This window comes from Streptosporangium heterodermiicola (genome assembly GCF_051390675.1).
Classification (GTDB): Bacteria; Actinomycetota; Actinomycetes; order Streptosporangiales; family Streptosporangiaceae; genus Streptosporangium.
Genome location: NZ_JBPJSR010000018.1, coordinates 108,074 through 132,916, shown reverse-complemented (window position 1 = coordinate 132,916; position 24,843 = coordinate 108,074). Strand labels below are relative to the sequence as shown.

Annotated in this window: 20 protein-coding genes; 7 read left to right on the top strand and 13 right to left on the bottom strand. The window is 72.7% G+C overall.

Going from position 1 to position 24,843, the window contains the following annotated elements; genetic code table 11:
- Window positions 1-139: 139 nt before the first annotated feature.
- The 4 genes from ACSC1Q_RS32270 to ACSC1Q_RS32255 all read right to left on the bottom strand — a co-directional run bounded on the left by ACSC1Q_RS32270 (window position 140) and on the right by ACSC1Q_RS32255 (window position 3,831).
- Window positions 140-1,042 (bottom strand): hypothetical protein, encoded by a 903-nt coding sequence (locus ACSC1Q_RS32270; RefSeq protein ID WP_436762477.1) that lies wholly within the window; start codon window positions 1,040-1,042, stop codon window positions 140-142.
- On the bottom strand, window positions 1,039-2,100 hold the full coding sequence (locus ACSC1Q_RS32265; RefSeq protein ID WP_436762476.1) for a CU044_5270 family protein: 1,062 nt from the start codon (window positions 2,098-2,100) through the stop codon (window positions 1,039-1,041). Before ACSC1Q_RS32265 ends, ACSC1Q_RS32270 begins: the two co-directional genes overlap by 4 nt.
- Window positions 2,093-2,713, bottom strand: a complete 621-nt coding sequence (locus tag ACSC1Q_RS32260; protein WP_436762475.1) for an RNA polymerase sigma factor — start codon at window positions 2,711-2,713, stop codon at window positions 2,093-2,095. The genes ACSC1Q_RS32265 and ACSC1Q_RS32260 overlap by 8 nt, the downstream gene beginning before the upstream one ends.
- Before the next feature lie 179 nt (window positions 2,714-2,892).
- Window positions 2,893-3,831, bottom strand: coding sequence for an alpha/beta hydrolase (locus tag ACSC1Q_RS32255; RefSeq protein WP_436762474.1), 939 nt, complete (start codon window positions 3,829-3,831; stop codon window positions 2,893-2,895).
- A gap of 339 nt (window positions 3,832-4,170) precedes the next feature.
- On the opposite strand from ACSC1Q_RS32255, the gene ACSC1Q_RS32250 reads away from it, so the two are divergent.
- Window positions 4,171-5,655, top strand: coding sequence for an LCP family protein (locus ACSC1Q_RS32250; RefSeq protein WP_436762473.1), 1,485 nt, complete (start codon window positions 4,171-4,173; stop codon window positions 5,653-5,655).
- Window positions 5,656-5,803: 148 nt separating this feature from the next.
- Here the strand turns inward: ACSC1Q_RS32250 and ACSC1Q_RS32245 are convergent, their stop codons facing one another.
- From ACSC1Q_RS32245 to ACSC1Q_RS32235, 3 genes are all read right to left on the bottom strand, one after another.
- Complete coding sequence (locus ACSC1Q_RS32245; RefSeq protein WP_436762472.1) at window positions 5,804-6,817, bottom strand: enolase C-terminal domain-like protein; 1,014 nt, start codon at window positions 6,815-6,817, stop codon at window positions 5,804-5,806.
- Window positions 6,818-7,214: 397 nt separating this feature from the next.
- Entirely contained in the window at window positions 7,215-8,666 is a 1,452-nt protein-coding gene (locus ACSC1Q_RS32240; protein WP_436762471.1) for an MFS transporter, read from the bottom strand.
- A 48-nt stretch (window positions 8,667-8,714) separates the two neighbouring features.
- Window positions 8,715-9,452: a TetR/AcrR family transcriptional regulator C-terminal domain-containing protein gene (locus tag ACSC1Q_RS32235; protein WP_436762470.1), complete on the bottom strand. Its 738-nt coding sequence runs from the start codon at window positions 9,450-9,452 to the stop codon at window positions 8,715-8,717.
- Window positions 9,453-9,624: 172 nt separating this feature from the next.
- On the opposite strand from ACSC1Q_RS32235, the gene ACSC1Q_RS32230 reads away from it, so the two are divergent.
- From ACSC1Q_RS32230 to ACSC1Q_RS32220, 3 genes are all read left to right on the top strand, one after another.
- Complete coding sequence (locus ACSC1Q_RS32230) at window positions 9,625-11,082, top strand: MFS transporter (protein ID WP_436762469.1); 1,458 nt, start codon at window positions 9,625-9,627, stop codon at window positions 11,080-11,082.
- A gap of 182 nt (window positions 11,083-11,264) precedes the next feature.
- Entirely contained in the window at window positions 11,265-11,894 is a 630-nt protein-coding gene (locus ACSC1Q_RS32225; RefSeq protein WP_436762468.1) for a TetR/AcrR family transcriptional regulator, read from the top strand.
- A gap of 1 nt (window position 11,895) precedes the next feature.
- Window positions 11,896-12,336, top strand: coding sequence for an acyl-CoA thioesterase (locus ACSC1Q_RS32220; protein WP_436762467.1), 441 nt, complete (start codon window positions 11,896-11,898; stop codon window positions 12,334-12,336).
- Window positions 12,337-12,469: 133 nt separating this feature from the next.
- Here the strand turns inward: ACSC1Q_RS32220 and ACSC1Q_RS32215 are convergent, their stop codons facing one another.
- The 5 genes from ACSC1Q_RS32215 to ACSC1Q_RS32195 all read right to left on the bottom strand — a co-directional run bounded on the left by ACSC1Q_RS32215 (window position 12,470) and on the right by ACSC1Q_RS32195 (window position 20,925).
- Complete coding sequence (locus ACSC1Q_RS32215) at window positions 12,470-13,621, bottom strand: VWA domain-containing protein (protein WP_436762466.1); 1,152 nt, start codon at window positions 13,619-13,621, stop codon at window positions 12,470-12,472.
- Window positions 13,614-16,508 carry a DUF5682 family protein gene (locus tag ACSC1Q_RS32210; protein WP_436762465.1) on the bottom strand — a complete coding sequence of 965 codons (2,895 nt, stop codon included), beginning with the start codon at window positions 16,506-16,508 and terminating at the stop codon, window positions 13,614-13,616. The genes ACSC1Q_RS32215 and ACSC1Q_RS32210 overlap by 8 nt, the downstream gene beginning before the upstream one ends.
- A 243-nt stretch (window positions 16,509-16,751) precedes the next feature.
- Window positions 16,752-17,819: an ATP-binding protein gene (locus ACSC1Q_RS32205; RefSeq protein ID WP_436762464.1), complete on the bottom strand. Its 1,068-nt coding sequence runs from the start codon at window positions 17,817-17,819 to the stop codon at window positions 16,752-16,754.
- Window positions 17,819-19,264, bottom strand: coding sequence for a DUF5691 domain-containing protein (locus ACSC1Q_RS32200; RefSeq protein WP_436762463.1), 1,446 nt, complete (start codon window positions 19,262-19,264; stop codon window positions 17,819-17,821). Before ACSC1Q_RS32200 ends, ACSC1Q_RS32205 begins: the two co-directional genes overlap by 1 nt.
- Complete coding sequence (locus tag ACSC1Q_RS32195) at window positions 19,261-20,925, bottom strand: SWIM zinc finger family protein (RefSeq protein ID WP_436762462.1); 1,665 nt, start codon at window positions 20,923-20,925, stop codon at window positions 19,261-19,263. Before ACSC1Q_RS32195 ends, ACSC1Q_RS32200 begins: the two co-directional genes overlap by 4 nt.
- Before the next feature lie 98 nt (window positions 20,926-21,023).
- Between ACSC1Q_RS32195 and ACSC1Q_RS32190 the strand changes: the two genes are divergently transcribed.
- Together ACSC1Q_RS32190 and ACSC1Q_RS32185 are read left to right on the top strand one after the other, a co-directional pair.
- A complete protein-coding gene (locus ACSC1Q_RS32190) occupies window positions 21,024-21,455 on the top strand; it encodes a cupin domain-containing protein (RefSeq protein ID WP_436762461.1) in 432 nt (143 codons plus the stop codon).
- A gap of 140 nt (window positions 21,456-21,595) precedes the next feature.
- Window positions 21,596-23,131: an aldehyde dehydrogenase family protein gene (locus ACSC1Q_RS32185; RefSeq protein WP_436762460.1), complete on the top strand. Its 1,536-nt coding sequence runs from the start codon at window positions 21,596-21,598 to the stop codon at window positions 23,129-23,131.
- A gap of 224 nt (window positions 23,132-23,355) precedes the next feature.
- Here ACSC1Q_RS32185 and ACSC1Q_RS32180 read toward each other — a convergent pair whose 3' ends face one another.
- Window positions 23,356-23,826: a hypothetical protein gene (locus tag ACSC1Q_RS32180; RefSeq protein WP_436762459.1), complete on the bottom strand. Its 471-nt coding sequence runs from the start codon at window positions 23,824-23,826 to the stop codon at window positions 23,356-23,358.
- A gap of 124 nt (window positions 23,827-23,950) precedes the next feature.
- Between ACSC1Q_RS32180 and ACSC1Q_RS32175 the strand changes: the two genes are divergently transcribed.
- Entirely contained in the window at window positions 23,951-24,796 is an 846-nt protein-coding gene (locus ACSC1Q_RS32175; protein ID WP_436762458.1) for a class I SAM-dependent methyltransferase, read from the top strand.
- Window positions 24,797-24,843: the final 47 nt, after the last annotated feature.

The window sequence follows — 24,843 nt, the reverse complement described above, 5'->3', positions numbered from 1 at the left end:
ACCCCTCCCCCGGTGGGCGGTGTTCGCGTGGTTCTCTCCCGCGACGCGATCCCGGTGCCGTGCGGGCCTCGGGATCGCGAAGGCCCCTTGGGAGATGGCGGGCGTCGGGACCGGCCGGGACGGCGTCCGGAACGCCGGGTCAGCCGGCGGCCGGGATGGCGGGCCTGTCGTCGGTCCAGCCGACCTTGTAGTAGTCGACCCTGCTCTTGCCCTTGTCGCCGGAGTCGACGTAGTGGGCCAGCAGCGTCATCGTGGTGGTGTCCACGACGAACCGCTCCTCAAGCGACCAGCCCTTCAGGTCCTTCCGTACGAAGGGCGGCAGGGCGAACCTCTGGCCGGAGCGGTTCAGCGGGTCCTTGGCACGGCCGAGGTCCTTGACGCCCTTGGTGGTCCTCAACACCCGGTAGGCGGCGGACCTGACCTCGAACGGCACCGGGTTCTCGTAGAGCAGCCTGGTCGCGTACTCGGCCACGTACCGATCCAGGTTGGCCGTCCAGTCGTCGATCGTGGATTTCGGAGAGGTGGTCTTGGCCTCCTCCGCGGCCTTGTCGATCCAGGCCCTCACGTCCTTGACCATGTACGCCCGCAGAGCGGCGGGATCGGCGGGCAGCGACTGCAGCTGCTGATAGGTGACGAACTCTCCCTCCCCGAACAGGCGGAAGCCGTTGGACCAGTTCTTCACCCGCGTCACACGCCCCTTGCCGGGCTTGGTGGACAGGGAGACCTTCATGCCCTCCGTGCGATAGGTCCACGAGGCCGGCGACCCGTCGGCCTTCCAGGCGGCCCTGTCCTTCTCGCTCGCGGGATGGGCTCCCAAATCGCGATAAGCGCCCCATTTCTTGCTGCCCTCGGGGGTCTGCCAGTCGACGACGACCGACCGCTCCGTCACGCGGTAGCCGCTGCCGACCGGACGCGGGTGGTCCCTGGTCTGAACCACCTCGACGCGCCAGTAGTCGCCCTCGGGCGGCGTGGCGGCTCCTGCGGGGGCCGCGAGCGGACCGGTGAGGAGCAGGCCAGCCAGTACGGTCACCGGATATCTCATTTCTTCTCCTTCAGTGGGTTGTCGTCGGCCCAGTGGCTTTCCCGGACGGCGATGAAATCCAGGAGCATGCCGTCCGCCACGGAGCGGGTCTCAAGGGAGAGGGGCGCTCCGCTCCCCGGGTCGAACACCAGCCGCGTCCGCGTCTCACCGGCGTACGGCTTCACGGGGAACTCGCCGGAGCGGTACTCGATCGCCTGCCCGGTGCGGCCCAGCGCGTCGGTGACCTGTCCGGCGGCCCCCGTCTCGGGCGTCGAGGCCAGCAACCGGTAGGCGGCGGCCCTGGTCTCGCTCGTCACCGGCGCGAAGAAGAGCAGGCGGACGACGTTGTCGACGGTCGACCGGTCGTCGGGGCCCTTGAGGAGTTCCCGCAGGCCCTCGGGGGTGTCGGGCAGCTCGTCCAGTTTGGTCAGCGGCCTGCCCGCCATCACGACGCGGAAGTCCCAGTCCTCGCTCGAGAACGTGTCCGGCTCACCCGGCGCCGCCGCCCGTACGACGCCCGGCGGCTCGCCGATCGGCGACAGTTTCCCCGGGGCGTTCCCCTCGTAGGTCCACGAGGCCGGTGACCCGTCCGCGCGCCATGCCTCCTCGTCCTGGGACGTCGCGGGCTTGACCCCGAGATGCGTCCGGCGGTACCAGGTACGCGTCTCCGGATCGGCGGGGATCCAGTTCTCCTCCAACCGGGTCTGCCGCAGCGTGTAGCCACCGCCGGGGGCGCGGAACTCCTCGCCCCTGACCAGCGTGCTTCCCCACCAGGCGCCGTCGTCGGGTACGGAGGCCATCGAGGTGGCGGCGGCCAGCAGGAACCGCTTGCCGTCCTGCGCGGCGACCACGTCCCGCTTGGCGGGCGGGTCCGGAGGTGCCGCGGAGGTGACGACCAGGACCGCCGCCGCCACACCCGCCAGCCCGAGTCCCAGCGCGCCCCACCTGGCACCCCGGCGGGGCCACCGCGCCCGCTTCCCGGCGAACGCGGCGTTCAGCCGCTCACGTCCCGCCCGTTCCACCTCGGGCGAGAGGGGCGGCACGGGCAACAGCTCCCGCACCGCCTGGTAATCATCCATTGGAACCTCCGTTCAGAGGGTTGACGCCGCCCAGGGCGGCACGAAGCTTCCTGCGCGCCCGCGACAACCGGGATCCGACGGTGCCGTACGGGATGCCGAGCGCCTTGGACACCTCTTCGTGGCTCAGCTCGCCCAGCGCGCTCAGCATCAGCACGTCCCTGTCTCCGTCGGACAGGGCCAGCAGCTCCCCCGCGAGCCGCTCCTGGGCGTTCACCGCGTCGACGCGGGTCGCCACACGTTCCTCGTGACCGTGTTCCGCGCTGGGCTGCGCCGCGGCACTGCGCCGCAGCGCCGTGAGCCTCCGGGCCTCGGTGCGGCGGTGCAGCCCGATCAGGTTGGTGGCGATGCCGTACAGCCAGGGGCGTACCTCACCGCGCCCGGGATCGAACCGCTCACGCTTCCTGAACGCCGTGAGGAACACCTCGGCGGCGAGGTCGTCGGCGACCTGCTGGTCGAGCCGCCTGCCCAGGTAGCCGTGGATCTCGCGGAAGTACCGGTCGTAGATCTCACCGAACCGTTCGGGACTGCGGCGCGACAGCTCAAGCAGGGCCGCGTCGCCGATCTCCCCCGGCGGATCGGCTCGGCCGACCAGACGTGTCACTTTGGCAGTCACGCCCTCTACTCAACCGATGGGGCGTTCTGCTTTCACGACCGCTTCTCACCGGCGAGCGTTTCCCGTGCCCGCGACCGCTCGGCGCCCGCACACTCGACGCTCGTACACGCTTGACGCCCGTGACCGCTCGGCGCCGGGATGGGCCGGAGGCGTCGCGGGGTTCGCCTCCGGCGGACCGGTCAGGGGCAGCCGTCGAGCCAGCGGTCCATCTCGGCGAAGACGCGCTCGCGGACCGGCTCGGGTGACAGCACCAGGTCGTGCATGCCGCCCGGCACCCGGACGCACGTCACGTGCGAGCCGATGCTGGTCGACCAGCGGGCGATCCGCCCGGGGTCGAGCACGACGTCGGCCTCCTGGGCCTCGGGTACGAAGGCGCGCAGCCGCAGGCCCTTCTCCGCGCAGAGCACCAGAACCGGCACGTCCACCCGGAGGCCGTCGTGCAGCCTGCGCTGCGCCCGGCGGATCGCCCCGATCCAGGCCGCGTGGATCGGGAACCCGCCGATGGGCTTCCACTCCAGGTCGAAGTCCCATTCGCCGTGGTGGCTGCGGTGCAGGCTCGTGCCGTACGCGGTGGCGGTCACCATGGGCAGGACGGCGCGGGTGGGCAGCCTGGACAGCTGTCCCCGCAGCAGGTCGGCGGCGGCGCGCACCGGGGCGGGGACGTTGAGGTCGAGGAAGGGGCTGTTGAGCACCAGCGCCTGGACCAGCCCCCGGCCGCGGACCCGGTCGGCCCAGAGCGGGGCGACCAGGCCCCCGGTGGAGTGGGCGTTGAGGACGACGTACTCGTGCCCGTCGCGCTCGCGGATGATCCGTACCGCCTCGTCGATCTCCGGGAAGTACTCGGTGACGCTGCGCACGAACCCGCGGGTCTGGTGCGGCAGCAGCGAGCGGCCGTACTTGCGCAGGTCGAGCCCGTAGAAGTCGAAGCCCCTGGCGACGAAGTGGTCGGCCAGGTGGGTCTGGAAGAAATAGTCGGTGAAGCCGTGCAGGTAGAGCACGGCTCCGCGGGCGGGCTCGGCGGCACGCCGCCGCACCAGCGAGGCCACCACCGCGCCCTCGTCGTCGTCGGCCATCGGCAGGACGGTGAGCTCGTAGTCGGGACCGAGAACGTCGGGCATGACGGTCAGGGTAGTTCGTACGGATTGTCCGACTACTGGGCCCCCCGGGGAAGACGACGAGCACCTCGCGGAGGAGACCACGGGAGCGTTCCTCCGGAAAAGCCGTGGCACTCGCCGCGAGGTCGAGCCGGTGCGTCCGGCCGGGGATCGCCGTGGCGACGCCGCGATCCGAGCTCGGCTCGATCTCGACGAGACCCGTGATCGATCCTTATTGCTGTAGAAATGATGCGATATAGGCGTATTAGCTTCCCGAGTTGTTCACCAACTTGTCGCCCGCGGCCTGGTTTCGCCCGCCTACCATCTCCCTGCGGCGGTCAAGCGCGAGGAAACGGGGAGCAATTGCGGGACAGATCAAAGCCGCCCGGCGTCGGCGCGGTCATCGGCTGGACGGCACTGGCCGCCATCGCCCCGGGCGCCGCGCACCTGCGCGCCGGATGGCGCAGGACGGGGCTGGCGCTCCTGTGCGCGTACACGGCGCTGCTGCTGGCCCTGCTCTGGGTCGGGCTCACCTCCGACCTCGCCGCCCTCGCCGGGCGGCTGATCGCCTCCTCCGAGCTGACCGGCGTCACGGTCGCGGTCTCCCTCGTGCTCGGCGTCGCCTGGTTCGCGCTCATCGTGCACTCGTTCGTGGTGATGAACCCCGGCACGCTGCCCGGTACGGCACAGGCGCTCGCCGGAGGTGTGGCGGGAACGCTCGCGGTGGCCGTGCTCCTGCCGTTCGGCCTGGTCGGGCAGTACGCGGCGGTCTCGCAGGCGGCACTGGACGACGTCTTCAGCGCCCCGTCCACCCCGCGCCCCGCGAGCGGCACGGGCGGGGGCGACGAGGACGACCCGTGGACGGGCCGCAACCGGGTGAACATCCTGCTGCTCGGCGGCGACGCCGACACCCACCGGGTGGGCGTGCGGACCGACAGCATCAACGTGGCCAGCGTGGACGTCAAAACCGGCAACACCGTGCTGCTGAGCCTGCCGCGCAATCTGGAGAACGTCCGTTTCGTCCCCGGCTCCCCCATGGCGAGGCGCTTCCCCACCGGGTTCCGGCTCCCGGCCAACCCCGACGGCTCGCGCGAGGACCTGCTCTTCGCGGTCTGGGAGTACGCCGACTCGCACCCGGAGATCTTCGGGGGCCGCAAGGGCCAGGGCACCAAGACGCTCATCGACACGGTCGGCTACACGCTGGGCCTGAAGATCGACTGGTACGCCCTGGTCAACATGTGGGGCTTCGCCCGGCTGATCGACGCGATCGGGGGCGTGACGCTGACTGTTCCCCAGGACGTGGTCTTCGGCAAGTACGACGAGGGCCTGGTCAGGGCCGGGACCCGCAAGCTGCGCGGCGCCGACGCGATGTGGTTCGCCCGCTCGCGCACCAACAGCGACGACTACACCCGGATGGGACGCCAGCGCTGCGTGCTGGGCGCCCTGCTCTCCCAGTCGGATCCGGCGACCGTGCTGTCCCGGTTCAACCAGGTCGCGCTGGCCACCAAGGAGCTGCTGCGGACCGACATCCCGCGCCCGATGCTGGAGCACCTGGTCCCGCTGGCGCTGAAGGTGAAGAACGCGAAGGTGACCAGCGTCCAGTTCGTCCCGCCGCTGATCAACACCGGCTACCCCGACTGGAGCAAGATCCGCACGGTCACCGCCAAGGCCCTGCGCGCCTCGGCCGTCACCCGGCGCCCCCTCACCGCGACCGCGGCCCCCGGCGTCACCCCCAAAGCCACACCCAAGGCCACACCCAGGGCCACACCCAAGGCCACACCCAGGGCCACCGCGAGCCCCCGGACGGCGGATCCCAGCGCTCCCAAGGGCATCACGGACGGCTGCTGACCTCCACGGCGCGGCCCCACCGGACGGTGTCGCGCCGTCTCCCCGCCCGCGGTGCGCGCCACCCGTCATCGCGGCGGGCAGGCGGCCGTCCGGCCTCCGCCGCCGATACGGCTGACCGGGTACGGCCCTCGCACAGGCCGCGGTGCGGCTAGACCGAGTACGACTCCCTGGACAGGCGGCGGACCCGGTCCTCGTCGATGCGGTGGCCGAGGCCCGCCTGGGTGAGCGGCACGGCCACCACTCCCCCCGAGGCGCCGACCGGCGGGTCGACGATCTGCGCGCTGCGCGGCGGCGCGGCCACGTCGCAGGGCAGGCCGCAGCCGGGCAGGCTCGCCGCGGCGACGGTGGCCGCGCGGGCCAGCCCGGTGCCCGTACCCCCGGCGCAGGCGATCTCCCATCCGGCGCGTACCGCTCGGTCGTGCACCCGCCGCACCTCGCGCAGGGAGCCCAGGGTCGCGGGACGGAGCAGCAGCGCCCGGCCCGCCCTCGCGGTGATCGCCTCGTCCAGCTCGGCGGCCGAGGCCACTTCGAGCAGCACCGGGGCGGCGACGCGCTCCTGCAGGTCGGCGTGGTCGCCGAGGCTCGCGACACCGGTGAAGGGGCGTTCGATGACGGAGAGCGTGTAGGCGTCCAGCGCCTCAAGGGCGTCGATGTCGGTGTAGGCGCCGCGGGCGTCCACGCCGATGCCCAGCGCGGGGTACGCCTGGCGGACGGCGCGCAGCGGCTCGATGTCCCAGCCGGGGTGGACGTCCAGGGTGACGTGGGCGTACCCGGCGCAGACGTGCCGGTTCACCCGCGCGACGAGGCTCTCCAGGTTGCGGTCGGCGCCGATCCTGACGGTGGCCATGAGGGAGGTGCGGGTGCCGCCGAGCGCGTGGGCCAGCGGCACCCCGCGCATCTTCGTCCACAGGTCCCAGCAGGCCATGTCGGCGGCGGACCCGCCCGGAACGACTCCCAGCTCGTCGGGATGCTCCCAGTCGACGCCGATCAGCGCCTGCCCGAGCCCTTCCTCCAGCGCGACCCAGGTCTTGGGGTCGGCGTCGACGACCTCTCCCCACCCGGTCATGCCCCCGTAGTCGGTGAGCCGGACGAGGATGCTCTCCGGCCGCCTGCCGTACGGCAGGATCAGCCGGAACACCTCAAGCTCACGGACGCGCGGCATGGACCCCCCTCGGACCTCTCCGAGCCCGGAGGACCCCGGGCTCCGACGACTTCCCAGGCTCGGAGGACCCGGGCTCTGGAAACGCGAATCCCGCCCGAAGGCGGGACTCCCCCCTCAACACCGCGAAGAACGGCGTTCTTCCCATGGTGCCACGGTGGCCGGTGAACACCTCCGGCGCGGAGGGGGAACGCGGTCCGGGGCTTCCGGGCTTCCGGTATTTCCGGTGCTCCCGGCCTTTCCGGCCTTTCCGGCTCGAAGGGCTTGAGCGTCGGAGGAGTGGAAGAACGGGGAGGATCCAGCTCCGGGGTCAGCCCAGGCCCGCCCGAGCCGGCCCGAGGTCCCAGCCCGACGTCAGCCCCAGGTCAGCCCGAGGTCCCAGCCCGACGCCAGCCCGAGGTCAGCCCCGGGGAAGGACGCGGCCGGCGACCAGGGCTCCGGTGGCCGCCATCAGCGCCGCCAGCGCGAAGCAGAGCACGTATACGACGACGGAGGCGCCGAGGGCCGCCAGCAGCGCTCCGGTGATCGCCACCGCGACGACCGTGTAGACCGACTCGGCGACACCGAGCGACGCGCTGTTCTCCCCCTCCTCACCCGGGGGCGACAGCTCCAGGATGAGCACCGACAGCGTCGGGTACACGATGCCCATGCCGAGCCCCAGGGCCATCTCGCCGAGGAAGGCGGTGGCGACCGGGACGGCGGCGAAGACGGTGAGGCCCATCAGCGCGAGGCCCACGGCGATCAGCACCGAGCCCGAGCGCAGCACCAGGACCCGGTCGAACCGCCACCGGCCCACCACCCAGGAGCCGAACGACCAGCTCAGCGCGCCGCCGGTCAGGGTGAGCCCGGCCATGGTCAGCGACAGGCCGCGTTCCTCGTTGAGCATCAGCGGCAGGAACGCCTCGCCGCCGATGGCCGCGCCCGCCGCGATCCCGCGCAGGGAGATCACCGAGGGCAGGCCGCGGGCCGCGCGCAGGGTCCCCGGGGGGAGCAGCCGGGGCAGCGCCGCGACCAGCATGGCCAGACCGGCGGCGAGCAGGACGAACCCGGTGCCGGACGCCGTACCGGCGGGCTGGGTGAGTGCCGACGCGCCGTACTGCATGAGCGCCGCTCCGGCCGCGACGAGCAGTGCCCAGCCCAGCCTGCGCGCGATCGAGGATCGTACGCCGGGCGACCGCTCCGGCACCGGCGTCACCCCCGGCACAGCCTCCGCGCCCGCCCCCGCTGCCGATACCGGCTCCGGCACCGGCTTCGTCATGGGCGCGGAGACCAGCCCGCGCCAGAGCAGCAGCCCGGCCGGGAGGAGGATCGCCGTCACGCCGATGAAGACCCAGCGCCAGCCCGCGTTCTCCACCACGACGCCGGTGATCGCGGGCCCCACCATCGAGGGCACCACCCAGGCGGTCGCGAAGATCGAGAACACCCGGGGATGGAGCTCCGCCGGATAGGACCGCGAGACCAGCACGTACATCGAGACCTGCAGGATTCCCGCGCCGAAGCCCTGGACGAACCGGCCCGCGACGAACACGTCCATCGTCGGCGCCACCCCGGCGACGACCAGCCCGGCGGCGAAGACCGCCACCCCGGTCCAGAGCGGCGCGACCGGCCCCCCGCGGTCGCCCCACCACCCGCCCAGCACCGTCGCGATCACCCCGGCCGCCAGCGCCCCGCTGAACGCCAGCCCGTACAGCGCGTGACCGTCCAGCTCGTCGGCCACGACCGGCATCGCGGTGGCCACCGCGAGGTACTCGAAGGCGGCCAGCGAGATGAGGGCCACCATCCCGACCGTCAGCGCGCGGTGACTCCGGGCGAATATCCCGGCAGGAGGCTCGTCGGTCATCACGGTTGTCATGGGTCGAAGGTACGGCCGGCGCGCGGTGGCACGCATCGGGCTTTCGGATCAGCCCTTGGTCGTAGGACCGGCGTCCAGGACGTGGGAGGCCAGGCCCCGCAGGAGCAGGTCGAGCCCGAACTCGAACCGGTCCGTCCCGTCGCCGTCCATCAGGTTGTCGACCTGGGCGACGATGTTGGGGAACCGGTCGGCGGGCAGGCCGCGGTAGAAGGCACCGATCTGGCCGAAGAAGTCGCTCATGAAGATCTCCGGCTCCACGCCGCTCTCGCGCTGGCGGTTGATGTACAGGGAGTTCTCGTAGGCGTCCGAGCAGACGTACAGGCCGAGACGGTCGAGCATCAGGGCGGCGATCTTGGGCGGCACGCCCCCCGCGAGCATGATGGCCAGCTGCCCCTCGGCCACCCGCAGCGCGTTGGACCCGGTCGGGATGGTGGCGAGGCCGACCCTGGCGATGTCGGCGTGGGAGGCGAACACCCGGTAGGCGTCGAGGGCGAGCTCCCTGATCTGCCCCAGCCAGCGCTCCGGCTCGGGCTCGGGCACCCGGATCTCGCTCATGACCCTGTCGTAGATCAGGTCGAGCAGCTCCTCCTTGTTCGCCACGTGGGCGTAGAGCGAGGCGGGGCCGGTGCCGAGCTCCTGGGCGACCCGGCGCATGCTCAGCGCCTCCAGCCCCTCGGCGTCGACGAGGCGCAGGCCGGTGGCGACGACGAGATCCCTGCTCAGGACGGTTCGCGGGGCGCTCACCTTGCGGGTCTTGCGCCAGGGCGGGGCGGGGATCTCGGTCACGCGCCGATCCTATACCGGGACGGATCACGGTCGCGAACACCGTACTTTCCGCGAACACTGTTCGTATGATGCGAACGGCGTACTTGACTCAAACGGCGTTCGTTTATAAAACAGTGTTCGCAGCTGACGAACACTGTTCTTCAGGCATCGACGTTCCCGGATCGGATCCCCCATGACGAACACGGTCGACACCGGCCCCTCCCCCACCGGCGCGGAGCCGTACCGCCGGCGCTGGCCCGCCCTCTTCGTGGTCCTCGCCGCCGAGGTGATGGACCTGATGGACGCCATGATCACGATCATCGCGGCGCCGTCCATCCAGAAGGAGCTGGGCGGCTCGTCGAGCATGATCCAGTGGCTCAGCGCCGGGTACACCCTGGCGATGGCGATCGGCCTCGTCACCGGGGGCCGCCTCGGTGACCTCTACGGGCGCAGGCGCATGTTCATCGCCGGAGCCCTCGGCTTCACCCTGTTCTCGCTGCTGTGCGGCCTCGCCACCTCCCCCGAGACGCTGATCGGCGCGCGGGTGCTGCAGGGCCTGGCCGGGGCGGTGATGGTGCCGCAGGGCCTCGGCGTCATCAAGGAGGTCTTCCCGCCCAGGGAGCTGGCCGCCGCGTTCGGCGCGTTCGGGCCGGTCATGGCGCTGTCCACGGTGGCGGGCCCCGTCCTCGCGGGCTGGCTCGTCGACGGCGACCTCTTCGGCACCGGATGGCGCATGATCTTCCTGATCAACCTGCCGATCGGCCTGATGGCCCTCCTCGGCGCGTTCCGCTACCTGCCCGCGTCGAAGCCCTCGCACGCCTCGCGCCTGGACCTGACCGGCACCGGGCTCGTCTCGGCCGCCTCCTTCCTGCTCATCTTCCCCCTGGTCCAGGGCCGCGACCTCGACTGGCCCGCGTGGACCTTCGCCCTGATGGCCGCCTCGATCCCCGTCTTCGCGCTCTTCTGCCTGCACCAGTCCCGCAAGGAGCGCGCGGGCGGCGACCCGCTGGTGGTGATGAGCCTGTTCCGCAAGCGGTCCTTCACCGGCGGCCTGCTCACCGGTCTCGTCTTCTTCTCCGGGATGATCGGCTTCTCCCTGGTGTTCGGGCTCTACACCCAGATCGCCCTGGGCTACGACCCCCTGAAGGCGGGGCTCGCGGGCCTGCCGAACGCCATCGGCACCCTGGTCGGCTTCGCCCTCGTCAACGCCTCGGGACTGGCGCGGAAGGTGGGGCGCAGGCTGATCCACATCGGCGCGGTCGCGATGGCCGGGGGCGTCACGGGGGTCGCCCTCACCCTGAACATCGCCGGGATGGGCGTCACCCCTTGGCAGCTCGCCCCCGCCCTGCTGCTCACCGGCGCCGGGATGAGCCTGATCATGGCGCCGTTCTTCGACATCGTGCTGGCCGGGGTGGAGCCCCACGAGTCCGGCTCGGCCTCCGGCACCCTCACCGCCGTCCAGCAACTCGGCGGCGCCCTGGGTACGGCGGCGATCGGGACGCTCTTCTTCGGCCTGGTCAAGCAGGGCCGGAGCCTGGAGGACGCGATGCTGCTCACGATCTGGGTCGAGGTGGGCCTGCTCGCCGTCACCTTCGCGACCGCCTTCCTCCTCCCCCGGCGGGCGCGGGCCGAGCAGGAGATCGCGCACTGACCCCCACCGGCGAACGGGCGGCCCCTCACGGGCCCGCCCGTTCGCGGCGTCCCGGGCACCGCCGCCTTCCGAGGGCGACCGGCCCTCCGGCCCGTACGGAAAACCGGGCCGCGCGAGAACCGGGCCGCGCGAGAAAAATATTAACGACCGGTCGTTCATATTGTTTGCTAGAGTCTCCAGACATGATCGACGGACGGCTCCAGCGTGGGGAGCGCACTCGTCAGGCGGTGCTCGACGCCGCCGTCCGGCTCGCCTCGGTCGAGGGGCTCGACGGCCTGTCGCTCGCCCGGCTGACCGCGACGCTCAACGTAAGCAAGTCCGGACTTTTCACTCATTGGCCTGACAAACAAGCACTTCAACTGGCGATCGTGGAGCACGCCAAGCGGCAGTGGACCGGGCACATCATCGAGCCCGCCCTTCGTGCCCCCCGCGGGGTGCGCAGGCTGTGGGCCCTGCACGAGCGCCGCATCGACTTCTACCACTCGGGACAGCTGCCCGGCGGCTGCTTCTTCGGCGCCGTCGACGGCGAGTTCGACGACCGTCCCGGCCCGGTCCGCGACGCCATCGCCGACGCCATCGGCAGCTGGATGAACCTGCTGGCCCGGCTCAGCGGGCTCGCCGTCGAGGTGGGCGACCTGCGGCCCGGCACCGACCCCGCCCAGCTCGCCTTCGAGATCGAGGCGTTCGGCTCGGTCGTGGTCGTCCACGCCCACCTGCTCAAACGCGAGGACAGCTACCGGTTCGCCCGCACGGCCGTCCTCGAACGGCTCCGCTCCCTCTCGACCGATCCCGGCGTCCTCCCGGAGGAATGACTTGACGACCACCCTGCGAAGCGGGCACGTCCAGCCCGTCCAGATCCACTTCGACGACCTCGACGCGATGGGCGTCGTGCACAACGCCCGATACGTCCTGCTTCTCGAACGAGCCCTGTCCGGCTACTGGGCCGAGCGGGGCTGGCCCTTCGACCCCGCCCGGCCACACTTCGCCGAGATCTTCTTCGTCGTACGCGAGTTCTCCATCACGTACCACGTGCCGATCAGCACCGTGGGCGAGGCCGCGGTGCACTTCTGGCTGGACCACATGGGCACCACCAGCGTGGTGTACGGCTTCCGCGTGCTGTCGGCCGACCACACCGTCATGCACGCCGAGGGCCGCCGGGTCCAGGTCAGGCTCGACCCGGCCACGCTCCGGCCGAGCCCGATGAGCGAACCCCTGCGCGACTCCCTCAGCCAACTGCTCGCCGTCACACCCTGAGCACACCGGAGCGCGCCGGAGCGCAACCGAGCGCACCCCTGGGCGCGCCTCGGGCCGGTCCCGGTCCGGCGCGGTCCCTGACGTCCCGGCGAGGGCGGGCCCCCGTGGCCCTACCGCCCTCGCCGGGACGGGATCAGGTGGCGGCGCGCTCCAGCCTGCGCTCGGCCCACTGGCCGATGTCCCGGCGCTCGATCGCCGCGGCCATCAGGTCGGGGAAGGCGTCGGGCGTGCAGGCGAAGGCGGGCACCCCCATCGCCGCGAGCGCCGCGGCGTTGTCGTGGTCGTAGAAGGGCGCGCCCTCGTCGGAGAGCGCGAGCAGCACGATCACCTGGACACCGGCCGCGGTCATCTGGGCGACCCTGCGGAGCATCTCCTCCCGTACGCCGCCCTCGTAGAGGTCGCTGATCAGGATGAAGATCGAGTCGTTGGGGCGGGTGATGAGGCCCTGGCTGTAGGCGATGGCCCGGTTGATGTCGGTGCCGCCGCCGAGCTGGGTGCCGAACAGCAGCTCCACCGGGTCGTGGAGCTGGTCGGTGAGGTCGACGACCGCCGTGTCGAAGACGACCAGCGAGGTCCTCAGCGAGCTCATCGAGGCGAGCACCGCGCCGAAGACGCTGGAGTAGACGACGGAGGCGGCCATCGACCCGCTCTGGTCGATGCAGAGCACGACCTCGCGCTGGACCGCCCGCCGCCGCCTGCCGTAACCGACCAGCCTGGACGGGATCACCGTGTTGCGCTCGGGCAGGTAGTTCTTCAGGTTGGCCCGGATCGTGCGGTCCCAGTCGATGTCGGCGACCCGCTTGGGCCGGTGGGTCCTGGCCGAGCGGTCCAGGGCACCGGTCACGGCGGCCTTCGTCTTCTGTACGAGTTTCCGCTCCAGCTCGGAGACGACCTTGCGCACCAGCGCCCTGGCCGACTCGCGCGCCTTCTCGGGCATCACCCGGTTGAGCGACAGGAGCGTGCCGACCATGTGGACGTCCGGCTCGACCGCGTCCAGCATCTCCGGCTCCATCAGCAACCGGGTCAGGTTCAGCCGCTCGACGGCGTCCTTCTGCATGACCTGGACGACCGTCGAGGGGAAGTAGGAGCGGATGTCGCCCAGCCAGCGCGCCACCCTGGGCGCGGAGGCACCCAGGCCCGCGCTCCGCTCGGCGGAACCCTCGCCGCCGTCGTACAGCGCGGCCAGCGCGCCGTCCATCTGGGCGTCGGTCCCGGTGAGCGAGCACCCGGTGCCGTCGGCGTCCCCGCCCAGGACCATCCGCCAGCGGCGGAGTCTCTCATCCATCGGCACTGCCCGTCCTTCCAGGAATCGTCGGCTCCGCGATCGTCGGCCCCAGGATCGCCAGCACGGTCCGTACGGCCGCCGCCGCGCGCTCCTCGTCGAAGTCCTCCGCGTCCGGTGCCGGACCGCCGGTGCCCGCGCCCAGGGAACGGACGCGCGCGCCGATCGAGCGCCGCTCCGGGGCGGCGAAGGCACCGAACGTCCTGCGGAGCAGGGGCAGCACGTCGACGAAGGTCTCCGGGGCGAGCCCGGTGAGCCACTCGTCGACCAGCCCGAGCAGCCGGGGGTCGTGCACGAGCAGCAGGCCGCCCCCGGACAGGAACCCCTCGATCCAGGCGGCCGCCCTCGCCGGTGGGTGCCCCGCCGACATCGCCCGCGACATCCGCCGTCCCACCTCGGCCGTGTCGAGGTCGGCGGCGTCCAGCAGGATCCTGGTGAGCCGCCCCTCGATGAGCCCGTGCAGGTCGGCGCGCCCGGAGGCCCCGCGCAGCGCCACCAGCCACCGCCCCCGCGGCGTCTCCTCCCCGGAGCCCGCCGAACCTCCCGGGCCCCACGAACCGTCCGCGCCCGCCCCTTCCGAGACCCGCGAGCCATCCGCGCCAGCTCCTCCGAAGCCCGCTCCTTCCGGCCCTCGCGAACCGTCCGCGCCCGCCCCTCCGGAGCCCGCCTCTTCGGAGCCCGCCGCTTCAGGGCCCGCTCCTTCGGACAAGCCCCCTTCCCCGGAACCGTCGTTCCCCCCGGAGCCGCCTTTCCCTCTGGAGCCGTCGTTTTCCCCGGAACCGCCAAGGGCACGGGGACCGGCCGGACGGGCGGGCCCGATGTCGAGCAGGGCGACGGCGGCGTGGACGGCGTCGACGTGACGGATCAGGTCGCGGGCGGCGTCGTCGTCGAGACCCGTGACGGCCCCGCCGAGGCCGACACAGATCCTGGTGAGCATGGCCTCGACGATGGTGGCCAGGCCGGTGGCGGGGGTGCCGCGCACGTCGCCGTAACGCTGGGCGCGGACCATCGCGGGGAGCGCGGCCATCAGGTGCGTGACGTCACCGTCGAGCGCGGCCCGCTCCGACAGGGCGTCGAGCACGTACGGCAGCGCCTCCGGCAGGTCGGCGAGCAGGCAGCGCTCCACCAGGCCGGTGAGCCCGGCCAGCGTGACGCCACCGGCCGCACCACCACCGGACATGCCGCCGGATCCACCGGCCCCGCCCGGACCGCTCCCTCCCGGACCGCTTCCTCCTGGAGCGGGCGCCCCCGGGCCGGTTCCTCCCGGACCGGCCGTTCCCGGCCCTCCTCCGGGACCGGGCGGCCGGCCCCGGGTGCCCTGTCCGGGCGCCCCTCCCCCCTGGGCGAGGTCACGGACGCGGGCGGCGGCCGCCGCGGGGACGGTCGTGCCCCACGCGCCCGCCTCGATGAGGTCGATGTCGAACTCGGGCCGCCAGGCGAGCGACCACGACTCGCGGAAGGTGCCCTTGCCCCGGCTCTCCTGGGGGGTGCCCCAGCCGACACCGAGCAGGCGCAACCGGTGCAGCAGCCTGCTGCGCTCCAGGTCGAGAGGTTTGCGCAGGTCGAGGTCGTACTCCCGGTCGAGCGCCTCGGGTTTGAGCCTCACCCTCCGCTGCTCCTCGCGCAGGTGGCGCTGGAGAGGAACCATCGGGGTGGCGTCGGGCACCTGGCCGAGCCGCTCCCCCACGACCATGCGCCGCTGGATCAGCTCCACCGGCAGGTCGTCGCCCTCGCACAGCACCGCCCTGACCGCCTCGGTGACCTCCGCCAGCCCGGCCAGCGGCCGTCCCCTGAGCACGGCCAGGCTCTCCGCGAGCCGTACCGCCTCGATGACGTGCGCGGAGGAGACCGGCAGGTCCTCCTCGCGGAGCACCCCGGCCGCCCCGGTCAGCCACCGCTCGACCGGCCGGTCGGGGGAGGCGAACAGGTGGTGGTACCAGCCCGGGGAGGTCACTCCCGCGCCGTACCCGCTCCAGGCGGCCAGCCTCCCGTACGTCCACGGCACCCAGGTCATCTCGGCCTTGACCTTGGGCAGTCCCCTGAGCAGCGCGTCGTCGGCCTTCACGGTGGGCAGCCCGGCCCCCCACGGCGCGCCCTCACGCGCCGTGCCCGCCAGCGCGGGGACGTGCCAGGCGCCGCAGACCACGACGATCCGCTCGAACCCGTCCTTGACCGCCCTGCGGATCGTACGCCGCATGAAGGCCTCGCGCCGTGCCTCGTACTCGTCGGCGACGTGCCCCTCGCGGACGGCCTCCATCGCCTGGGCGATCATGTGGAACGGGGTGTCGCCACGGTGCTCGACCGCGTCCTCCCACCACCGCTCCGGGTCGTCGTACCCGGCGGCGCGGGCGAGCGCCCCGATCGGATCGATCCGTACGGCCTCCGGGGCGACCTCGTCCGTGTCGTCGTCTCTCTCACCATCGGTCGTCTCACCCGGAGAACCGGGGACCTTCGCGTCCGGTCCCCGTTCCCCGGCACCCTCCGGCGCCTCCCCCTCCCGAGGTCTCGCGGGTCCGGCGGGTCCGGTGTCACCGGTCTCCCCCGGTTCGGTGTGACCGCTCGCGCCGGGCCGGGAGGCGAGGCTGTGCACGGCCGGCAGGTCACAGAACCGGACCGGGACGCCCGCCGCGACGGCGTGGCGGATCGCCTGCCACTCGGGCGAGAACACCGCGAACGGCCAGAACGCGGCCGTGGACGGTTCGCCCGGCACGTGGGCGAGCAACGCGACCGGCGGCTGGAGATCGGGGTCGTGGGCGAGCGTGACCAGCTCGTCTGCCTCGGGCGGACCCTCGATGAGCACGACGTCCGGCTTGAGACGTTCGAGCTCGTCGCGCAGGGACCGCGCCGACCCCGGCCCGTGGTGCCGGATGCCCAGCACGGAGACGCTCATCCGCGCCCCCCGCCCGGCCGGTAAACCGCCACCGACGACAACGGCGACACCGTCGACGCGGTAACCGGGAGCGCGAGGGCCGCGAGCACGGGAGCCGGAGACGCGGGAACCGGGAGCCCGGGAACCGAGGACACGGGGACAGCGAGCGCGAAGCCCGGAAACGCGGGAGCCGAGAACGCGGGGGCCGGAGACGCGGGGACCATGAACGGAGAGACCGGGAGCGCGCCCGTCCCGGGGGCCGCCTCAGCCCGCGTCACGGCAGGCCCGGTAGAAGTCGCGCCAGTCCTGGCGCTCGCGCACCACGGTCTCCAGGTATTCGCGCCAGACGACGCGGTCGGAGACCGGGTCCTGGATCACGGCGCCGACGATGCCGGCCGCCACGTCGGAGGGGCGCAGCACCCCGTCGCCGAAGTGCGCGGCCAGGGCGATGCCGTTGGTGAGGACGGAGATGGCCTCGGCGGTGCTGAGCGTTCCGCTGGGGGACTTGACCTTGGTGCGGCCGTCCTCGGTGACGCCGGCACGCAGCTCCCTGAACACCGTGACGACGCGGCGGATCTCCTCCAGGCCGGTGAGGGTCTCGGGCAGCTCCAGGGAGCGGCCGAGCTGGCCGACCCTCCGGGAGACGATGTCGACCTCCTCCTCCGCGGTGGCGGGGACCGGCAGCACAACGGTGTTGAACCGGCGGCGCAGCGCGCTCGACAGGTCGTTGACGCCGCGGTCGCGGTCGTTGGCGGTGGCGATGATGTTGAAACCGCGCGTGGCCTGGATCTCCCGGTTGAGCTCGGGGATCGGCAGCGTCTTCTCCGACAGCACGGTGATCAGCGCGTCCTGGACGTCGGAGGGCATGCGGGTCAGCTCCTCCACACGGGCGAGCCGCCCCTCGGCCATCGCCCGCATCACCGGGCTCGGCGTGAGCGCCTCCATGGACGGGCCCTCGGCGAGCAGCCTGGCGTAGTTCCAGCCGTAGCGGACGGCCTCCTCGGCGGTGCCGGCCGTCCCCTGCACCAGGAGGGTGGAATCACCGCTGATCGCGGCGGCCAGGTGCTCGGACAGCCAGGTCTTCGCGGTGCCGGGCACGCCGAGCAGCAGCAGCGCGCGGTCGGTGGCGAGCGTCGCCACGGCCACCTCGACGACGCGCCGCGGCCCGATGTACTTGGGGGTGATCTGGTCACCGTCGCCGAGGATGTAGGCGGTCACCGCCCAGGGCGACAGCTTCCAGCCCGGCGGGCGGGTGCGGTCGTCGCCCTTGGCCAGGATCGCCAGCTCCTCGGCGTACTGGTCTTCGGCGTGGGCCCGCAGAACCGTTGTCACTACGTGAGCTCCTTCGACATGTCGTCACGGAAACGCAGGAGGGCGGCGACCTCCTGGATGGACGGCTCCGGCGAGAGCCGCCCGGCCATGCCGTGCAGGGTGGGGTCGACGCGTTCGCCGGCGAGCCTGGCCAGCTCCCCGAGGTTCCACGGCTGGGTGCCGGAAACCTCGATGATCTTCTGGAGGACGGCCGTGGCCAGGATGGGCCCCCAGGGGGCCGCGGCCCCGCCGAGAACCATGATCAGCTGACCGTCCAGGCCGTGCCGCCGGACGAAGTCGGCCGCGACGATCTCCTGCTTGTCACGGGGCAGCGCGGCCAGCAGGTCGGCGAGCGGATCCCAGGCGAAGAGCTCCAGCGCCCACTCCGGGTCGCCCTGGAGGACGGAGGCCCGCACCCAGCCGGCCATGACCTCGCGACCCCAGTCGACGATCTTCATCCGGACGAGCTCGCGGGGCGGCCGTCCGAGCAGCCGGGACCAGACGCCGAGCGGGGTGCGGGCCACGGTCTGCTGCAGCCACCAGCTCCGCTCGCCGATCCCCCGGGGCACCTTGGCCCGGACGCCGTCGCGCTCCATCGCGCTGTCGCAGGCCACCGGCGGATCGACGTGGATCTCGCCGCCGACGACGGTGACGTACCGGGCGGCCCGCCCGGCCATGCGCAGGGCCAGGCGCGATCCGGGGAGCCGGGTGAGCAGGTCGGCGGCCTGGTGACGGACCTCGCGGCGGCGGTCGTCGAGCGCGGCCTCCAGGAACGGCTCGTCGTCGGGTGAGAGCCCGGTGCCGAGGACCTCCAGGAACGCCGCCCTGTCGTCGGGGGTCTCCTTCTCCCAGGTGGCGGCGAGCAGCTCCCTCGCCCTCGCCGGGTCGGCCGCCCGCAGCGCCCCCAGGTGGACGCGGCGGTCACCGGAGGTGCCGAACTCCCAGACCTGGGAGGTCCCGTCGGAACCGGAACCGGTGGCTGTGACCCCCACGACCCCCGCGACCCCCGCGACCCCGGTGACCTCCTCCAGCAGGAAGCCCCACGCCGGGTTCAGCCCGGCCAGCCAGCGTCCCCGGTTTCCGGCGAGGACGCCGAGATGCGGGCGGATCGACCGGTCCTTGGCCGCGTGGTCGAGAAGCTCGGGCAGCAGGTGCGGCGAGAGGCGGTATCCGCGCGCGGCCGCGGTCTCCAGCCACTCGGCGAGCAGTCTCGGCTGCTCGCCGCCGAGGATGCGGGCGAGCCGGTCGCCCGCGGCCCGCGACACCGCGGGCTGCTCCTCGGGCGGTGCGGCGGCCGGAGGCTCGCCCGGGGCGACGGGCCGCCGCCCCGCGCGCGCCCGCAGCGTGTGCACGGCCGCGCGCCCGAGCAGCTCGACCTCGCTCGCCCCCTGACCGGGCAGGGGGCGCCGGTCGGTCCCGACGAGCGCGGTGGACACCAGGTCCTCCCATTCGGCGGAGGTGCTCACAGGACGATCACCCGGCCTTCCTCGTCCCAGGTCGTGAGGGGGCGCAGTCCCCTCGGGGTCCATTCGGCGGCCACGGTCAGCGGGTGGCCCCCCGAGGTGGCCACCAACCGCCACGGGGTGCCCGCGGACGGGTGGAGCGGCAGCCCGCCGGAAGGCCCGGCCAGGAGCCGCGAACCGCTCCCCGCGGGAGTCACCCCCTCAAGCACGAGCGGCCAGGAGTCGAGCCAGGGGTCACCGGCCAGGGCCTCGGCCACCTCGTCGAGGGCCTGCTCGACGGTCAGGCCCGGCGGCGGACCGGCCGGGGCCACACGGTGACGGACGGTGTCATCGCCGACGCGCTCCTCCCGGACGACGTCATCGCCGGCACGTTCGCCCGGAACAGCGACATCACCGGCGCGCTCCTCCCGGACGACGTCACCACCGGCACGTTCGCCCCGGACGGCGTCATCGCCGACGCGTTCGTCCCCGGCTCGTTCGTCCCCGGCGGGATCGCCCGGAACGGGGTCATGACGAGCGGCGTCAGGCTGGACGGCGGCACCGCGAGAGGGATCGTGACGGGTGGCGACCACCGCGCGCAGCGGGGCGGAGCCGGGATAGAACGCCAGGTCGGCGTCGATGGTCGTGCCGGTGACGAGCGAGGCGTCGAGGGCCTGCCCGACCGGGGCGAACGAGAGCACCAGGGCCGCCCGGCCCGTCGCGCGCCCGCGCAGCCAGACCCGGCGCGCGATCAGCCGGTCGTGCTCCTCGTCGCGCCGTCCCAGCACGTCCCACAGGTCGCGAACGCCGCCACGGGCGAGCACCTCCTCCTTCGTCACCGGGAAACCGATCCGGTCGCGCACCCTTTCGAGAAGCCCGGCGGGAGCCGTGTCCCGGAACACCCCCTCGTCCGGCGTCTCCCGGCCTCCCGCCGGGTGACCGGCGTCCCCAGCGGAGTCACCGGCACTCTCACCCTCACCACCTCCGGCACCGGCCGGGACGGCAAGACGCCGGTGGGCCACGCAGAGCAGGTGCAGCAGCGCGTACTCGCCGAGCAGGCGGGCGGGCCAGTCGTCGCCGTCCAGCACGGAGCCGAGGCGGGACAGCGAGCCCGCGACGGCGGGCGCCTGGGCGTCGACCAGGCGTTTGACCAGTTCGTCCCACTGGTCGTGGCGCCGTGACCCGGCGATGCCCTGCCTGACCTGGTCGGCGAGCCAGCGCTCCAGATCCGACAGCCCCGCGGTCACCCGCCCCTCGCGCAGCGCGGCCCTGCGTCCGTCCGCGGCACCGGGCTCGGCGGCTCCGGCCGCGCGAGCCGCGCGGGCCGCCCCCGCCTCCACGGCCCTGGCCGCGCGGCCGCGCCGCCCGTCGAGCCACTCGCCCACCCAGTCGGCGGGCTCCTCGGCGGCGGGGACACCGTCGGCCGACCACAGGAGCAGCAGGCCGAGGGCGTGTTTGCAGGGGAACTTCCTGCTGGGGCAGCTGCACCGGTAGGCGGGCTCGGACAGGTCGACACACGCCCGGTAGGGTTTGGAGCCGCTGCCCGCGCACTCGCCCCACACCGCGTCGGCGGTGGCCCCGGCCCCCGACCACTTGCCGGGGGCGGAGATGCCCCGGGCCGCTTTCTGGGACGAGGCGTCGGGCGCGAGCGCGAGCACCTGATCCCGGTTCCACCGTTCGATCACGGACCCGAACCTAGCCAACCCCGCCGACAAATCCGGGCCCGCCCGCAACGGCCGTCCCACGGTACGTCCCCCGGAGCCGGGTCCCTAGAATCGGTGCGATGACGACTCCTTCACGTCCTCCGCTCGCCGAGGCCCTTGACCTGCTGCCCCACCCCGAGGGCGGCTGGTTCCGCGAGACCTGGAGGACATCCGTCGACCTCACCCCGCCCGGGTACGACGGCCCCCGGGCCACCGCCACCGGGATCCACTTCCTGCTGGAGCCCGGCGAGGAGTCGCGCCCGCACGTGGTCACCTCCGACGAGGTGTGGTTCTGGCACCGGGGCGGACCGCTGACGTTGCTCCTCGGCGGCCACGAGGGCCAGCCCTCCGGCACCGTGACCCTCGGACCGCTGGTGGAGGAGGGGCAGGTCCTCCAGGCCCTGGTGCCCGGCGGCACCTGGCAGGCCGCCCGCCCCGCCGGTGACGAGGGCGTGCTGGTGAGCTGCGTCGTGTCCCCCGGTTTCGACTTCGCCGACTTCCGCATGGTCTGACGGACGGCATGCCGGACGGGCCGCCGGGGAGGACAGCGCGAACACCCTCCCCGCCGATGTGACACCGATGTGACACCGATGTGACGACCTCCCCCCGCGCGGGGAGAATGCGGACACAGGTCCACACCGGGAGGTCGAAGGTGACCAGCGAGATCGTCTCCGTCATCGGCGGAAAAGAAACGTCCAACGGCGCGGCCTACGAGTCGGTCAACCCGGCTCGCGTGGACGAGGTGGTCGCGCGGGTCCGGCTGGCGGACGCGAGCACGTTCTCCTCCGCGTGCCGCACGGCCGCCACCGCGCAGCGGGAGTGGGCTCGGGTCCCCGCGCCCGTCCGGGGGCGGGTGATCGCCTCGATCGGCCGCCTGGTGGAGGCCAACGCCGAGGAGCTGGCCCGCCTGGTCACCCGCGAGATCGGCAAGCCGTACGCCGAGGCGCTGGGCGAGGTGCGCGAGATCGTCGACACCTGCGACTTCTTCCTCGGCGAGGGCAGGCGGCTGTACGGGCAGACGGTCCCCTCGGAGATGCCGGACAAGAACCTGTTCACCTTCCGGGTCCCGGTGGGGGTGGCCGCGGTGATCACCGCGGGCAACTTCCCGGTCGCGGTGCCGTCGTGGTACCTCGTCCCGGCGCTGCTGTGCGGCAACGCGGTGGTGTGGAAGCCCGCCGAGTACGCGGCGGCCTCCGCGCACGCGCTCCACCGGCTGTTCGTCGCGGCCGGGCTGCCCGACGGGGTGCTGAACCTGGTCCTCGCCGACGGCGCCGCGACGTTCGAGGGGCTGGAGGCGGCGCTGGCCGAGGGCACGGTGCACAAGGTCGGGTTCACCGGGTCCACCGAGGTGGGCCGCCGCGTCGGCGAGCTGTGCGGGCGGCACCTGCAGTCGCCCTGCCTGGAGCTGGGCGGCAAGAACCCGATGGTGGTCATGCCCGACGCCGACCTCGACCTCGCCGTCGAGGGCGCGCTGTTCGCGGGCTTCGGCACCGCCGGGCAGCGGTGCACGTCGCTCGGCACGGTGATCGTGCACGAGAGCGTCCACGACGAGTTCCTCAGCCGGTACGCACGCGCCGTGGCCGGGGCCGCGATCGGCGACCCCGCGGGGGACGTGCTGTGCGGGCCGTTGCTCGACCGGAAGTTCGCCTCGCGCTACGAGGAGTACCTGGGCTGGATCCAGCCGCACCACACGGTCGTCTCCGGTCCCACCGGCCGCGTCACCCCGGACAACCCGCGCGGCGACTTCACCGGGGAGGGCGGCCTCTACTATCACCCGGTGATCGTGGACGGCGTCCGCCCCGGCGACCGGCTCTTCCTGGAGGAGACCTTCGGCCCCATCGTCGGCGTGACGCCCTTCGGCACGCTGGACGAGGCCGTCGACCTGGCCAACCTGCCCGGGTACGGGCTCTCCTCGTCCATCTACACCACCGACCCGGCGTCGGTCTTCCGCTTCCGCGAGGGCATCGGCGCGGGCATGGTCAGCGTCAACAACTCCACCTCCGGCGCGGAGGCCCACCTGCCCTTCGGCGGCAACGGCAAGTCGGGCAACGGCAGCCGCCAGTCGGGGATGTGGGTCCTCGACCAGTTCACCCGCTGGCAGGCGATGAACTGGGACCACTCGGGCAGGCTCCAGAAGGCCCAGATGGACGTCGCCGAGATCGTCCCCGACCTGGACTTCCGCCTCTGACACCCAAGACGCCTCTGACACCCAAGACGCCTCTGACACCCAAGACGCTTCCGGTGTGTCCGAGGTCCATGGCGTCCATGACGTTCATGACGTCCATGGCGCCGAGGTCGCGACCGGGAGACCCGGCGATCGCGTCCGGGGCGGCCGTGCTCCCCGGAACGGACTCCCGGGAGCTCACGCCCCCGGGAGCCGTCTGTGCCGGACGTCCTCACGGGATCATCGGTTCAGTGGTGCGTCACCACGTACTCGAAGACCTCGAAGCTCGTGAAGAGCACGAACGCGACCGCGAGGAGGGCGTACAGCAGGACGGACTGCGGTGTGTGGCGTCGCGGCCGGGACCCGGCGGGTGAGGACCCGGACTCCGCGGCGGGAACGGGTGTGAAGCCGACACCGATGCCGGAGGCCGTCACCGGGGACACCCCGGGGAACTCCGGTAGCGGTGCGGCGGTGAGGCGGGGCCGCGCGCTCGGGGGGAAGACGCGGACGCCGTCGCAGCCGCAGGCGGGGCAGTTCGTCCCCGACCAGGGCGGCTGGACCATGACACCGGACCGCAGCCAGAGCACGACATCGTGCCCGTGCCCGTCGGTCAGGTGGCGGACGAGGTATTCCTCCTGCCACAGGTGCCCGCAGTGCGCGCATCCCAACGGCCAGGTCTCGTGAGCACTGAACTCCTCGTGCACGAGGACCACCCCCATCGTGTCGGCGAATATCCGACCTGAGTGTGAACCTGACCTCTCATCACAACAAGCGATGTAATGGTGCGAAAACTGTTACGACCACATAGTGAGACTATTTTTCTTGAAATATGAGATACGTGTTATGGTCGACCAGCGTGACGAGAACGGGGAGGACCTCATGACCGGCAAGGACGCCGTCTACACGCACGGGCACCACGAGTCCGTGCTCACATCCCACAGGTGGCGTACGGCGGAGAACTCGGCGGCCCACCTCCTGCCGCACCTGAGGCCGGGCATGACACTGCTTGACGTGGGCTGCGGGCCGGGCACCATCACCGCGGACCTGGCGGAGCGGATCGCGCCCGGCGCGGTCACCGCGGTCGAGATCACCGAGGAGGTGCTGGGGCCGGCCCGCGCGGAGGCGGCGCGGCGCGGGCGCTCCGACATCGCGTTCGCCGTGGCGGACGCGCACGCGCTGGAGTTTCCCGACGACACCTTCGACGTCGTTCACGCCCACCAGGTGCTGCAGCACGTCGGCGACCCGGTCGGGGTCCTGCGCGAGATGCGGCGGGTCTGCAGGCCGGGCGGGATCGTCGCGGTGCGCGACAGCGACTACGCCGCGTTCACCTGGTTCCCCGGCACGCCCGGGCTGGACGAGTGGATGGACCTGTACCAGCGGGTGGCGAGGGCCAACGGCGGCGAGCCCGACGCGGGACGGCGGCTGCTGTCGTGGGCGCGCGCGGCGGGGTTCACCGACGTCTCGGCCACCTCCTCGACCTGGTGCTTCGCCACCCCCGAAGACCGCGCGTGGTGGGGCGGCATGTGGGCCGAGCGGATCCTGAAGTCCGACCTGGCCCGCCAGGCGCTCGCCTCGGGCGCCGCCACCGAGGAGGACCTGCGCCGCGTCTCGGAGGGCTGGCTGGCCTGGGCCGGGGAGCCGGACGGCTGGCTGTCCCTGCTCCACGGCGAGCTGATCTGCCGAGCCTGAAACTCGGACGCCCTCAGGACCTCAGGACCCCAGGACCTCGGAGTTTC

Bases quoted from the DNA above. Each gene is read 5' to 3' on its own strand.
- ACSC1Q_RS32270 (WP_436762477.1), bottom strand. From the start codon at position 1,042: ATGAGATATCCGGTGACCGTACTGGCTGGCCTGCTCCTCACCGGTCCG.
- ACSC1Q_RS32265 (WP_436762476.1), bottom strand. From the start codon at position 2,100: ATGGATGATTACCAGGCGGTGCGGGAGCTGTTGCCCGTGCCGCCCCTC.
- ACSC1Q_RS32255 (WP_436762474.1), bottom strand. From the start codon at position 3,831: ATGCCCGACGTTCTCGGTCCCGACTACGAGCTCACCGTCCTGCCGATG.
- ACSC1Q_RS32245 (WP_436762472.1), bottom strand. From the start codon at position 6,817: ATGCCGCGCGTCCGTGAGCTTGAGGTGTTCCGGCTGATCCTGCCGTAC.
- ACSC1Q_RS32240 (WP_436762471.1), bottom strand. From the start codon at position 8,666: ATGACAACCGTGATGACCGACGAGCCTCCTGCCGGGATATTCGCCCGG.
- ACSC1Q_RS32230 (WP_436762469.1), top strand. From the start codon at position 9,625: ATGACGAACACGGTCGACACCGGCCCCTCCCCCACCGGCGCGGAGCCG.
- ACSC1Q_RS32225 (WP_436762468.1), top strand. From the start codon at position 11,265: ATGATCGACGGACGGCTCCAGCGTGGGGAGCGCACTCGTCAGGCGGTG.
- ACSC1Q_RS32215 (WP_436762466.1), bottom strand. From the start codon at position 13,621: ATGGATGAGAGACTCCGCCGCTGGCGGATGGTCCTGGGCGGGGACGCC.
- ACSC1Q_RS32210 (WP_436762465.1), bottom strand. From the start codon at position 16,508: ATGAGCGTCTCCGTGCTGGGCATCCGGCACCACGGGCCGGGGTCGGCG.
- ACSC1Q_RS32190 (WP_436762461.1), top strand. From the start codon at position 21,024: ATGACGACTCCTTCACGTCCTCCGCTCGCCGAGGCCCTTGACCTGCTG.
- ACSC1Q_RS32180 (WP_436762459.1), bottom strand. From the start codon at position 23,826: ATGGGGGTGGTCCTCGTGCACGAGGAGTTCAGTGCTCACGAGACCTGG.
- ACSC1Q_RS32175 (WP_436762458.1), top strand. From the start codon at position 23,951: ATGGTCGACCAGCGTGACGAGAACGGGGAGGACCTCATGACCGGCAAG.